This is a genomic window from Paracoccus zhejiangensis (genome assembly GCF_002847445.1).
GTDB lineage: Bacteria > Pseudomonadota > Alphaproteobacteria > Rhodobacterales > Rhodobacteraceae > Paracoccus > Paracoccus zhejiangensis.
On record NZ_CP025430.1, the window covers coordinates 1592146 to 1605009 of the forward strand.

Here is a 12864-nt window from a genome sequence, read left to right on the forward strand (position 1 = left end):
TTGCAGAATCTGCAATCCGGAAGTAAGTGCCGCGGTCTATCCGAAAGGCGATTGCCATGGACTCGTCCCATAAAACCCATTTCGAGGCGCATCCGGTCGAACGGCTGCCGCTGCCTGAATTCATCGCGATGCTGGCCTTTCTCTTCGCCACCATCGCCTTTTCCATCGACGCGATGCTGCCCGCGCTGCCCGAGATCGCGACGGCGCTGACGCCCGACAACGTGAACCGCGCGCAGTTGATCCTGACCTCCTTCGTGGCGGGCATGGGCATCGGCACGCTGTTTGCCGGCCCGATCTCCGACGCCATCGGCCGCAAGCGGGCGATCACACTCGGCTTCATCATCTATGCCGCCGCCGCCATCGCCGCGATCTTCGCCAATTCGCTGGAATTCCTGCTCATCTGCCGCTTCGTGCAGGGCCTGGGCGCGGCCGGTCCGCGCATCGTCGGGCTGGCACTGGTGCGCGACCTTTATGAGGGCCGCGAGATGGCGCGGATCACCAGCTTCGTCATGATGATCTTCATCATCGTGCCGGCGCTGGCCCCGGCCATGGGCCAGGGGATCATCTGGTTCGCCGGCTGGCATGGCGTCTTCGGCGCCTTCCTCGTCTTCGCGTTGGTCGGCGGGCTGTGGCTGAACCTGCGCCAGGCCGAGACCCTGCCGCCGTCCCGCCGTCGCCCGCTGAAGGTCGCGACGCTGGCCAGCGCCGCGCGCGAGGTGCTGTCGAACCGGCAGGTGATGCTGGCCACGGTCATCATGACGCTTGGCTTCGGCCAGATGTTCGGCCTGCTCAGCAGCGCCCAGCAGCTTTTCGGCGAGGCCTATGGGCGCGGCGACCAGTTCCCCGCCTGGTTCGCGGCCATGGCGCTGATCTCGGGCCTCGGCACGGTGCTGAACGCGGTCTACGTCGTCAAGGTGGGCATGCGCCGCATGGCGAAATGGGCCTATGTCATGCAGACCATCGTGTCCTCGGTCATGCTGATCCTGTTCGCCGGCGGACTGTTGCCGCCGGGGCTGGAATTCCCGTTCTTCTTCATCTGGGCGGTCAGCGTCTTCTCGATGGCCGGGGTCACCTTCGGCAACCTGAACGCGCTGGCATTGCAGCAGATGGGCCATATCGCCGGCATGGCGGCCTCGATCGTTGCGGCGATCTCGACCATCCTTGCCACGCTGATTGCGGCACCGATCGGGCTTCTGTACAACGGCACGGCGCTGCCGATCATGACGGCAACGCTGATCTGTTCGGGGCTGGCCTGGCTGTTGATGACCCGGCTAGACGACTAGATCGGCCGGCCGCGACTCGCGGATGACGGTCAGCGCGTTGGTCATGTCATTCTGCAGATGCGCCTCGACATCCGCGCCATAACCCTGCCAGCGCGCCGTCAGCCGACGGCGCAGCTCGGCCTCGGGCACGTCCAGCATGACCGTCAGGTCATAGCTGGCCGCCCGCCACGGGTCGCGGTCGAGCAGCAGGTAATTTCCTTCGACCACCACCAGCCGGGTTTCGGCCGCGATCACCCCTGCCCCGGCAATGGCGATTTCGCGGCTGCGGTCGAAGATCGGAAACACCACCTCGCCACCCGCCCGCACCCGGCCCAGCAGCGCGACGAAGCCCGCCGCATCGAAGGTCTCGGGCGCACCCTTGCGCGCGCGCAAGCCCCGCGCGTCCAGCACCCGGTCGTCCAGATGAAACCCGTCCATCGGCAGCAAGACCGCCCCCGGCAGACGCGCGACCAGCGCCTCGGCCAGGGTCGATTTCCCCGACCCCGGTGCGCCGGCCAGCGCGACGACCGAACGCGGCCCGGGCATCTGCCCGAGCCGCGCCAAGAGCGACTGTCCCTCGCCTTGCTCGAAATAATCCGAGGCAAGCCCGAGGGACGGGGGCACCTGCCCCCCGTCCCCCGCCTGCCTCATGCCGCGACCTCTTCCGGGACCTTGGCACCTGTCATGAACGCCACCGCATCCGACATCGAGTAATCGTTCGGCCGGATCACCGCCAAGCGCCGGCCAAGCCGGTGGATGTGGATACGGTCCGCCACTTCGAACACATGCGGCATGTTGTGGCTGATCAGGATGATCGGAATGCCGCGCGAGCGCACATCGCGGATCAGCTCCAGCACCTTGCGGCTTTCCTTGACCCCCAGCGCCGCCGTCGGCTCGTCGAGGATCACCACCTTCGAGCCGAAGGCCGCCGCACGCGCCACCGCCACGCCCTGGCGCTGGCCACCCGACAGCGTTTCCACCGCCTGGTTGATGTTCTGGATGGTCATCAGCCCCAGCTCGTTCAGCTTGGCGCGGGCGAAAGCTTCCATTCGCGGGCGGTCAAGCTGGCGGAACCACTGGCCCATGATGCCGGGTTTGCGCAGCTCGCGGCCCATGAACATGTTGTCGGCGATGGACAGGGCCGGCGACATGGCCAGCGTCTGGTAGACGCATTCGATGCCATGGGCGCGGGCGTCGATGGGCGAGCCGAACTGCACCTTCTGGCCTTCCAGCGTGATCTCACCCTCGTCGGGCTGGACCGCGCCGGACAGCGCCTTGATCAGCGAGGACTTGCCCGCCCCGTTATCGCCGATCACGGCAAGGATCTCGCCCGGCATCAGGTCGAAGTCGCAATGGTCCAGCGCCGTCACCTTGCCATAGCGCTTGACGAGATTGCGGGCGTAAAGAATGGGCTCGGTCATGACGACACCTTTCTGATCCACTGGTCCACGGCGACGGCGAAGATGATCAGCACGCCGATCAGGAAGAAGGTCCATTGCGGGTCGGTGCCGACAAGCCGCAGGCCCATCTCGAAGACGCCGACGATCAGCGCCCCGAAGAACATGCCGACGATCGAGCCGCGCCCACCGAAAAGCGAGATCCCCCCGATCACCACGGCGGTGATCGACTGGATATTGCCCAGAACCCCGGTCGAGGCGGTCGGCGAGACCGAGCCGAAGCGGCCGATCATCACCCAGCCGGCAATGGCGCAGAAAAAGCCGGCCAGCGCATAGACCTGCAACAGGATCTTGTTCGTCTGCACCCCGGCGAGCTTGGCGGCCTCGGCATCGTCGCCGACCGCATAGACATGCCGGCCCCAGGCGGTATGGCGCAGCACATAGGCCATCACCGCGACCAGCACGATCAGCAGGAACACGGCGTAGAGCACCTTGACCCCGCCCGGCTGGATCGCATTGCCCCAGAACTGCAGGGCCGGCGCGGCCTCGGCGATGTCTTGACTGCGGATGGTCTCGTTCTTCGAGAAGATGTAGTTCGAGGACAGGAAGATCTGCCAGGTCCCCAGGGTCACGATGAAGGGTGGCAGTTTCAGACGCGAGATGAGATAGCCGTTCAGCGCCCCCATCGCCGTGCCAAGCGCCAGCCCCATCACGATGGCCAGTGGCGCGGGGATGCCGAAGCGGAAGGTCAGTTGTCCCATCAGCACCGAGGAAAACACCGCGATGGCGCCGACGGACAGGTCGATGCCCGCGGTCAGGATCACGATGGTCTGGGCGCAGCCGATGATGCCGACAATGGCAATCTGCTGCAGGATGGTCGACATGGTGGTGGCGCGGAAGAAGTTCTCCGACAAAAGCGCAAAAACAAGCACCGATATTACCAGCACGATCATCGGCACGGCCGAGGGTGTCTGGTGCAGCCAGTGCTGGATCTTCTTGACGAGGGACTTCTCCTCGCGAAATTCCGCGACGGTCTCCGAGGCGCCTTTCAGCCCCTCCTCGAACCCTGTCGCCGGCTTGGTATTATCCGTCATGGGAGCCCTCCTTCTTCTGCACCCCGGACCCTGTGCAAAGGGCGGCGCGATGGCCGCCCTTTCATCGATTCATGCGCGACCGCCGGGGCGGTCCGCCGGTCTTAGCCCCAGCAAAGCTCGGTGCCCTTGGCGGTATCGACCGACTCGACGCCATCGACCGGCTTGTCGGTGACCAGCGTCACCCCGGTGTCGAAGAAATCCTTGCCCTCGGTCGGGGCCGGCTTGGTGCCGTCTTTCGCATAGGCGGCAATCGCCTCGATCCCCAGCGAGGCCATCTGCAGCGGGTATTGCTGCGAGGTGGCGCCGATGATGCCGTCCTTGACGTTGGCCACGCCCGGGCAGCCGCCATCGACCGACACGATCAGGGTCGAGCCTTCCTTGCCCACGGCCTTCAGCGCCTCGTAGGCACCGGCCGCGGCAGGTTCGTTGATGGTATAGACAAGGTTGATGTCCGGGTCCTTGGCCAGCAGCGCCTCCATCGCCTTCAGCCCGCCCTCTTCGTTGCCGGCGGTGACTTCATGGCCGACCACGCGCGGATCGGTCTCGTCACCCCATTTCGAGGCATCGCCCAGATCGACGCCAAAGCCCTGCAGGAAGCCCTGGTCGCGCAGCACGTCGACCGAAGGCTGCGAGATCGCCAGGTCCAGCAACGCGATCTTGGCATTGGCAGCCTCGGCCCCCATCGTGGCGGCGGCCCATTTGCCGATCAGCTCGCCGGCGGCGAAGTTGTCGGTGGCAAAGGTCGCGTCAGCCGCATCGATCGGGTCCAGCGGCGTGTCGAGCGCGATGACCAGGATGCCCTGATCGCGCGCGGCCTTGACCGAGTCGACGATGGCGGCGGTATCCGAGGCGGTGATCAGGATGCCCTTCGCACCATCGGTCATGCAGGCCTCGATCGCGGCGACCTGCGCCTCGTTATCGCCATCGACCTGACCGGCATAGGATTTCAGCTCGACGCCCAGTTCGGCCGCCTTGGCCTCGGCCCCTTCCTTCATCTTCACGAAGAAGGGGTTGGTGTCGGTCTTGGTGATGAGGCAGGCCTTCACCGCATCCTGCGCTAAGGCGCCGCTGGCCGCGAAAGCCAGGATCGAACCGGCCAGCGAGGCGCGGAAAATCGTCTTCAGGGTCATGTTCTCTCCTCCAACCCGATACGGGAATCGTTGTCCCGCGACAGGAACAAGCAACCACATTCGATTCCCTCTTGTCAATAAATCAATTTGGTTGAATTAATAATGGAAGGGGGACGGACCATGCCGCAAGTGACCATGCCAGAGGCAAAATTCAGCAATAATGAACGGCTTGTTCTGGCTTTGCTGCGTCGCGAAGGACCAAAATCCCGCGCGGAAATTGCCGCAGCCACGGGGCTTTCGGCGCAGTCGGCGACAAATATCTCAAGGCAGTTGATTGATCTCGGCCTCATCGGCGAGGGTGAGGCGATTCGCGGCCGGGTCGGCCAGCCCTCGACGCCCCTGTCGCTTGCGGGGGATGGCGCCTTCTTCCTTGGCCTCAAGGTCGGTCGGCGGCTGGTGGAACTGGCGCTGGTCGATTTCACCGGCACCATCCGGATGCACCGGCAAGAGGTGCATCCCCATCCCGACCCCGACCGGGTGGCCGGCTTCGCCCGCAACGCCATCGCCAGCTTCATCGACGCCCTGCCCCCCGAGCAGCGGGGCCGGATCGCCGGGCTTGGCATTGCCAGCCCCTTCCAGCTGTGGGACTGGGGCGCCGAAATGGCGGGCTGGCGCGGTCGCGACCTGCGCAGCGAGCTGGCGGCAGGCTTGCCCTTCCCGGTCTGGCTGGAAAATGACGGCACCTGTGCCTGCGCGGCCGAGCTGACCTTTGGTCGCCGCGATCTGCCGGATGATTTCCTCTATATCTATATCGCCCATTTTGCCGGCGGCGGGCTGGTGCTGGACGGCAAGCTGCGCTTTGGCCCGCATCGCAATGCCGGGGCTATCGGCTCGATGCCGGCACCGATGGGCGGGCAGGTGCTGGACCATGCCTCGGTCCTGCAACTCGAGGGGATGATCGGGACCCACCTGCCCCCGGACAATGCCGGCTGGACCGCGCCGCCCGAGACGGAACGGCACTGGGCGCGGCAGGCGGGCGAGGCCATGGCCTGGGCCGCCGTGACCAGCGCCGCCCTTGCCGATCTTGGCGCGGTGGTGATCGATGGCGCCCTGCCGCCCCGCACGCGCGACCTGCTGGTCGAGGAAACCCGTGCGGCGATCACCCGCCTGCCTGCGGCGGGACTGGACCCGCTTCCGGTGCTGACCGGCAGCCTTGGCCGCGCCGCCCGCACCCTTGGCGCAGCGGCCCTACCCCTGTCGCATGTCTTCCTGCCCGATGGCGCGCTGTCGCTGCCGCACCCTCTGGCGCAGGCTGCGCAAATCGCCGATAACCGTCAGCATGTTTCTGGGTCTTGATCTTGGCACCTCAGGGGTAAAGGCGGCGCTGATCGGTGACGATCAGGCCATCATTGCCACCGGCCACGCCGCGCTGTCCGTCAGCAATCCGCAACCCGGCTGGTCCGAACAGGACCCCGCCGACTGGATCGCCGCCTGTCGCAGCGCCATCGCTGAACTGGGCGTGACGCTGGACCGGGTCGCCGGCATCGGCCTCTCGGGCCAGATGCATGGCGCGGTCTGCCTCGACGCGGGCGATACGGTGCTGCGCCCGGCGATCCTGTGGAACGATGGCCGCGCCCATGCCGAGGCGGCGGCGCTGGACGCCGACCCGCGCTTTCGCCGGATCAGCGGCAATATCGTCTTCGCCGGCTTCACCGCGCCCAAGCTGGTCTGGATGGCCCGGCACGAGCCAGATCTGTTCGCCCGCACCGCACGGGTGCTGCTGCCCAAGGATTACCTGCGGCTGTGGCTGACCGGCGAGCATGTGGGCGAGATGTCGGATGCCTCGGGCACGGCCTGGTTTGACCCCGCCGCCCGCGACTGGTCCGACGAACTGCTTGCCGCCACCGGCATGACCCGCGCCCAGATGCCGGCGCTGGTCGAGGGCAGCGCGCCCTCGGGCCGGCTGCGCGCCGATCTCGCCGCCGAGCTGGGCCTGCCCGCCGGTATCCCGGTTGCGGGCGGTGCGGGCGACAATGCCGCGACCGCCATCGCCGCCGGGATCTCCGGCCCCGGCCTCGGCTTTGTCTCGCTTGGCACCTCGGGCGTCATCTTCGCCGCCACCGACCGCTTCTGCCCCGCTCCCGAAACCGCCGTCCACGCCTTCTGCCATGCCCTGCCGGGGCGCTGGCACCAGATGGGGGTGATGCTGTCCGCCGCCTCGGCGCTGGACTGGTGGGCGCGGATCGTGGGCGGCAAGCCCGGCGATCTGCTGGCCGGGCTTGGCCCGGTGGCCGCGCCGGGCGCGGTGCGCTTCCTGCCCTATCTCTCGGGCGAGCGGACGCCGCTGAACGACACCGCGATCCGGGGGCAGTTCCTTGGCCTCGCCGCCGCGCATCGCCGCAACGACCTGACCCGCGCGGTGCTTGAAGGCGTGGCGCTGGCGCTGGCCGAGAACATGGCTGCGCTGAAGGCGGCAGGCGGTGGCGCGGATGCGCTGATCGCCATGGGTGGCGGCGCGCGTTCGGACCTGTGGCTCTCGATGCTTGCGCAGGCAACCGGCCTGCCGATCCTGCGCCCCGCCGGAGCCGAGGCCGGGGGCGCCTTCGGTGCCGCGCGTCTTGGCCTGATGGCCGCAACCGGCGCCGGCGAAGAGGTGCTGACCCCGCCCGAGACCGCCGCCGAGTTCCAGCCCGAGCCGGCGCTGACCGGCCCCTGGGCCGAGGCGCTGGCCGATCTGCCGAGGCTGCGCGGCTGACGCGGTTTACCGTGCAGCCGCAGCATCTTGACACCACCCGAATCCCCTCTATAAGCGCAGCCTTCATTGGTGTTGGTGGCCCCTGCAAGGGGATGCCTGTCGGGGGAAACCCAAAGGACAACGCCCTTTTGAAACACACAAAAGGAGATCAGCCGTGACCAAACGCACGTCTGCCAAGTACAAGATCGACCGCCGCATGGGCGAAAACATCTGGGGCCGCGCCAAATCCCCGGTGAACCGCCGCGAATACGGCCCCGGCCAGCACGGCCAGCGCCGCAAGAACAAGCTGTCGGATTTCGGCACCCAGCTGCGCGCCAAGCAGAAGCTGAAGGGCTATTACGGCGACCTGACGGAAAAACAGTTCCGTCGCATCTATGCCGAGGCCGAGCGCGTCAAGGGCGATACCGGTGAGAACCTGGTCGGCCTGCTCGAGCGCCGCCTGGACGCCGTCGTCTACCGCGCCAAGTTCGTCCCGACCATCTTCGCCGCCCGCCAGTTCGTGAACCACGGCCACGTGACCGTGAACGGCCAGCGCGTGAACATCGCCTCCTACCGCGTGAAGGAAGGCGACGTGATCGCCGTCCGCGACCGCTCGAAGCAGCTGGCCATCGTGCTGGAAGCCGTGGGCCTGGCCGAGCGTGACGTGCCCGACTATCTGGAAGTCGACACCAACAAGCTGACTGCCACCTTCGTGCGCACCCCGGCGCTCGGCGACGTGCCCTATGCCGTCGTGATGGAGCCGAACCTGGTCGTCGAATATTACGCGAAGAACTGATCCGGTTCTTCAGCGCGAAATGCGAAAGGCCGTCCCTCGGGGCGGCCTTTTTTGTTTTCGTGCGATCGCGCTGGCTGCTGCAAGGCCGCTGCGAGGCTTTTGCATGGCTCCGCTTTCGCCGATCAGAGGGCAAGCGCCTGCCCGTGGGATGGCGCCGTGACAGTCCGTCGAGGCGCTTTATGGTGCCAAGTCCCTCTCCTGCCTGAACGCAGGACCAGCGGCACCAAAGCGCCAGCCCGCCGGAACGGGCAGGCGCTGGCCCGGGCGGGCTTCGCCCTTGTCCCCGGGCCGGTCGCGGGATCGGGCAGCAGCAAGATCAAGACCTTTGCTCGACATCCTGACGCATCACTGCAACAAAAAAGGGGCGCCAAGCGCCCCTCTTCATCCCCATTTCAATCCGGCTCAGAACCCGAAGCTGAAGTTCCGCACGATCCCCAGCCGCACCGAGGGCTGTTCCTTGTCCTGCACCAGCGGGCTGTCGGCGGCGTCGCCGACGAGGCGGCCATATTCGATCTCGCCCAGAAGCGCGGTCTTGTCGTTCAGCGAATAACGCGCCGACAGCTTGGCCGCCGCCTTGGTGAAGCCGCCGCCGGGGCTGTAGGCGGCATTGCCGCTCGAGGCCGACTGGTCGGGGGTCACGCCGAAATAGGTCTCGACATATTCGCTGTCGCCATAGGTCATCTCGAGGCTCGACCACATGGTCAGCTTGTCATTGACCTCGCTGCGATAGCGCACGCCCAGCTCGCCGGTCACGCCGTGATGGCCGCCGAAGCCCTGGCGGGCGCGCAGATAGCCGTTCACCGGACCCTGGCCATAGCTCAGCTGGCCACCAAGCTCATAGGCACGGCTGATATCACCCATGCCGGCCAGCGCGGCATCGTCATCCTCGTTGCGCTCGCCCACCAGGCCGAACACCGGCAGGATCGAAAATCCGTCAAGATTGCCCTTGCCCGGCTCGCCAAAGCTGGCATTGCGCAGGATCAGCCAGGGGCTTGCCTCGTGATCCTCGGCACCGGGATATTTGGGACCATAGCTGACGCCAAGGCCGACATCGGCCGACAGCGTGCCCCAGCGATTGCCCAGGCTCATGTCCTGCGCCGACGCGACCGAGGCCAGCGGAGCGGCCAGCAGGGCAAGCATCAGGATGTGTTTCATAGGGCTATCCCCGCAAAGGTCTTACGCAACTTGAAATCGTCCTAGAAGCGAATCAGGCACACGCGCAAGGTCAGCACCGCCAGTTTACACGATCCGTGGACCAGCGGCGCAAATTAGCAACAATCCCTAGCCCTTTTCCGCCATGTCGAGGTTCTCGATCGCCTTCAGCCACAGGTTCTCCGCCCGTGACATGGCCTCGACAGCCTCGGCATGCTTGCGGCCCCATTTCTCGGCCTCGACCGGGTTCTGGTAGATGACCGGATCGGCCAGTTTCTGGTCCAGCTTCGCCAGCATCTCGCTCAGCTTGCCGACGCGATCCTCGGCCCGGCGCGCCTCGGCCCGCAGTTCCAGAACCTCGTCGCGGCTGGCGCGTTTCGGCGCGGGCGCGGCAACGGGTTGCGGCGGGGCGGCGCGCGATTTGCCAGAGCCATCGCCCTGCAGCAGGAACTGGCGATAATCGTCCAGATCGCCCTGCCAGGGGCTGACCGCACCATCCTTGACCAGCCACAGCCGGTCGGCGACCAGACCCAGCAGATGCATGTCATGGCTGACCAGCACCACCGCGCCGGTATAGTCGTTCAGCGCCTCGGTCAGCGCCTCGCGGCTTTCGATGTCGAGGTGGTTGGTCGGTTCGTCGAGAATCAGGATATGCGGCGCGTCGATGGTGGCGATCAGCAGCGACAGCCGTGCCTTCTGCCCGCCCGACAATTGCCCGACCTTGGTGCCGGCCTGCGCCTCCATCAGCCCGAAGCCTGCCAGCCGCGCCCGCAGCCGGGGCGGCGCCTCGTCGGGGCGCAAGCGGCGGATGTGATCCAGCGGGGTTTCGTCCAGATAGAGCTCGTCCACCTGGTGTTGCGCGAAATAGCCGATGCGCAGCTTGCTCGACCGGGTCAGCGTGCCTTCCATCACCGGCAGGCGCTCGGCCAGCAGTTTCGACAGGGTCGATTTCCCCTGCCCGTTCCGGCCCAAAAGCGCGATCCGGTCGTCCTGATCGATGCGCAGGCTCAGCCGTTTCAGCACGGCGCGGGTGCCATAGCCGACCGCCACGTCTTCCATGGCGATGATCGGCGGCGACAGTTCCTCGGGCTGGGGAAAGCTGAAGCGGTGGAATTTCGCCTCTTCCGGGGCGGTGATCGGCGTCATCTTTTCCAGCATCTTCACCCGCGACTGCGCCTGACGGGCCTTGCTGGCCTTGGCGCGGAAGCGGTCGACGAAGCTTTGCAGATGGTCGCGGCGGGCTTGCTGCTTCTTCGCCTCGGCCGCCTGCAGCGCCCGCCGTTCGGCCCTGAGCTTCGCAAAGCTGTCATAGCCGCCGGTATAAAGCACCAGCTTGCGGTTCTCGAGATGCAGGATATGGCCGACGGCGCGGTTCAGAAGGCCGCGGTCGTGGCTGATGACGATGACCGTGTGGGGATAGCGCGCCAGATAGCCTTCCAGCCAGAGCGCACCTTCCAGGTCCAGGTAGTTGGTCGGTTCGTCCAGCAGGAGCACATCCGGCTGGCTGAACAGCACCCCGGCCAGCGCGATCCGCATCCGCCAGCCGCCCGAGAAATCGCCGCTCGGCCGGGCCTGATCGGCGGTCGAGAAGCCGAGCCCGTCAAGGATCGAAGCCGCGCGCGCCTCTGCCGACCAGGCATCGATATCGGCCAGCCGGGTCTGGATCTCGGCGATGCGATGGGGATCGGTGGCGGTCTCGCTTTCGATCAGCAGCGCCGCGCGTTCCTCATCCGCCTCCAGCACGGTCTCGAGAACCGAGGTCTCGGTGCCCGGCGCTTCCTGTGCCACGCCGCCGATGCGGGCGCGGTTCGGCAGGCTGATGGACCCGCCATCCAGCGACAGCTCGCCCCGGATCAGCCGGAACAGCGTGGTTTTGCCGGCGCCATTGGGACCGACAAGGCCGACCTTGTGGCCGGCGGGAATCGTGGCCGTGGCGCCGTCAAACAGCGGCCGGCCCGAGATGGAATAAGAGATATCGTCGATGCGCAACATGATGGTCGGGGCATGGCTGAAGCGGCGCGGGTCGTCAATGGCCCGTTGCGCCTTCTGGCCGGCGGGGCGGATTCGATCTTGAATTATGTTATGTTATTACATAATACTATCGGCCCATAAACCAACCGCCCCAGTCACAGGATATCCCATGACCGCCTTCAACCGCCTTCCCGTCACCGTGCTCTCGGGCTTCCTGGGGGCGGGCAAGACCACGCTGATGAACCATGTCCTGAACAACCGCGCCGGGTTGAGGGTCGCGGTCATCGTCAATGACATGTCCGAGGTGAATATCGACGCCGACCTGATCCGCGCGGACAGCGACCTGTCCCGCACCGAGGAGACACTGGTCGAGATGTCGAACGGCTGCATCTGCTGCACGCTGCGCGATGACCTGCTGGTCGAGGTGCGCCGGCTCGCGCTGGCGGGGCGCTTTGACTATCTGCTGATCGAAAGCTCGGGCATCTCGGAACCCCTGCCGGTGGCGACCACCTTCGAGTTCACCGATGAACGCGGCGACAGCCTGTCGGACGTGGCCCGGCTGGACACGATGGTCACCGTGGCCGACGCGATCCACCTGCCAGGGGACTTCGCCAGTCATGACCTTCTGTCCGATCGCGGCGAGGTGGCAGGGCCGGATGACCGGCGCGAACTGGTGTCGCTGCTGGCCGAACAGATCGAGTTTGCCGATGTGGTGGTGCTGAACAAGGCGCGCGATGCCGGGCCGGAAGCGGTCGAGATCGGCCGCCGGATCATCCGCAGCCTGAACGCCGATGCCCGCATCATCGAGGCCGATCACGGGCAGGTCCCGCCCGCGGCGATCCTTGACACCGGCCTTTTCGATTTCGACCGGGCGCATGATCATTCGATGTGGGTGAAAGAGCTTTATGGCCACGCCGATCACACCCCGGAGACCGAGGAGTACGGCATCAGCTCCTTCGTCTATCGCGCCCGCAGGCCGTTTGACCCGCGCAAGATCCACGCCCTGCTCTCGGGTCCCCTGCCCGGTGTCCTGCGCGCCAAGGGCCATTTCTGGATCGCCACGCAACCCGACTGGGTGGCGGAGTTTTCGCTGGTGGGGTCGCTCTCCAGCATCCGCCCGCTCGGCCAATGGTGGGCTGCGATCCCCGAGGCGCGCTGGCCAAGCCGGGGCGAGGACCGCGCCATCATCCGCCAGAACTGGGCGGAGCCTTGGGGTGATCGGCGGCAGGAGATCGTCTTCATCGGCAACAACATGGACGAGGACGGGTTGCGCCATCGGCTCGATGCCTGCCTGATCGGCGAAGAGGCTGGCGAGGACCCGAAGGCCTGGTCCGGCATGACCGACCCCTTCCCGCGCTGGCGTCGCGCGGAAACGCAAGCGGCGTGAT

The 12864-nt window shown here is 66.4% G+C and carries 11 protein-coding genes; 5 read left to right on the forward strand and 6 right to left on the reverse strand.

The window, feature by feature from the left end; all coding sequences use genetic code 11:
• The first annotated feature begins 56 nt into the window (after positions 1-56).
• Complete coding sequence (locus CX676_RS07845; RefSeq protein WP_232816616.1) at positions 57-1283, forward strand: multidrug effflux MFS transporter; 1227 nt, start codon at positions 57-59, stop codon at positions 1281-1283.
• On the opposite strand, the gene CX676_RS07850 is transcribed toward CX676_RS07845, so the two are convergent.
• The 4 genes from CX676_RS07850 to CX676_RS07865 form a co-directional block, all read right to left on the reverse strand.
• Complete coding sequence (locus CX676_RS07850) at positions 1272-1808, reverse strand: nucleoside/nucleotide kinase family protein (protein ID WP_101754212.1); 537 nt, start codon at positions 1806-1808, stop codon at positions 1272-1274. The two genes, CX676_RS07845 and CX676_RS07850, sit on opposite strands and share 12 nt — an antisense overlap.
• Before the next feature lie 101 nt (positions 1809-1909).
• The gene (locus CX676_RS07855) at positions 1910-2683 is read right to left on the reverse strand and encodes an ATP-binding cassette domain-containing protein (RefSeq protein ID WP_101752118.1); all 774 of its coding nucleotides are present in this window, start codon (positions 2681-2683) and stop codon (positions 1910-1912) included.
• Positions 2680-3753 carry an ABC transporter permease gene (locus CX676_RS07860; RefSeq protein WP_101752119.1) on the reverse strand — a complete coding sequence of 358 codons (1074 nt, stop codon included), beginning with the start codon at positions 3751-3753 and terminating at the stop codon, positions 2680-2682. Before CX676_RS07860 ends, CX676_RS07855 begins: the two co-directional genes overlap by 4 nt.
• Before the next feature lie 101 nt (positions 3754-3854).
• A complete protein-coding gene (locus CX676_RS07865) occupies positions 3855-4883 on the reverse strand; it encodes a sugar ABC transporter substrate-binding protein (protein ID WP_101752120.1) in 1029 nt (342 codons plus the stop codon).
• Between the two features lie 135 nt (positions 4884-5018).
• Here CX676_RS07865 and CX676_RS07870 point away from each other — a divergent pair, with 135 nt between their 5' ends.
• The 3 genes from CX676_RS07870 (at position 5019) to rpsD (ending at position 8353) form a co-directional block, all read left to right on the forward strand.
• On the forward strand, positions 5019-6179 hold the full coding sequence (locus tag CX676_RS07870; protein WP_232816643.1) for an ROK family transcriptional regulator: 1161 nt from the start codon (positions 5019-5021) through the stop codon (positions 6177-6179).
• Positions 6163-7578 (forward strand): xylulokinase, encoded by a 1416-nt coding sequence (gene xylB, locus CX676_RS07875; protein WP_101752122.1) that lies wholly within the window; start codon positions 6163-6165, stop codon positions 7576-7578. The genes CX676_RS07870 and xylB overlap by 17 nt, the downstream gene beginning before the upstream one ends.
• Positions 7579-7732: 154 nt before the next feature.
• On the forward strand, positions 7733-8353 hold the full coding sequence (gene rpsD / locus CX676_RS07880) for a 30S ribosomal protein S4 (protein WP_101752123.1): 621 nt from the start codon (positions 7733-7735) through the stop codon (positions 8351-8353).
• A 402-nt stretch (positions 8354-8755) separates the two neighbouring features.
• On the opposite strand, the gene CX676_RS07885 is transcribed toward rpsD, so the two are convergent.
• Positions 8756-9508, reverse strand: a complete 753-nt coding sequence (locus CX676_RS07885; protein WP_101752124.1) for a MipA/OmpV family protein — start codon at positions 9506-9508, stop codon at positions 8756-8758.
• Positions 9509-9634: 126 nt separating this feature from the next.
• The gene (locus tag CX676_RS07890) at positions 9635-11497 is read right to left on the reverse strand and encodes an ABC-F family ATP-binding cassette domain-containing protein (protein ID WP_101752125.1); all 1863 of its coding nucleotides are present in this window, start codon (positions 11495-11497) and stop codon (positions 9635-9637) included.
• 148 nt (positions 11498-11645) lie between these two features.
• On the opposite strand from CX676_RS07890, the gene CX676_RS07895 reads away from it, so the two are divergent.
• Entirely contained in the window at positions 11646-12863 is a 1218-nt protein-coding gene (locus CX676_RS07895; protein WP_101752126.1) for a GTP-binding protein, read from the forward strand.
• The last annotated feature ends 1 nt before the right edge of the window (position 12864 follow it).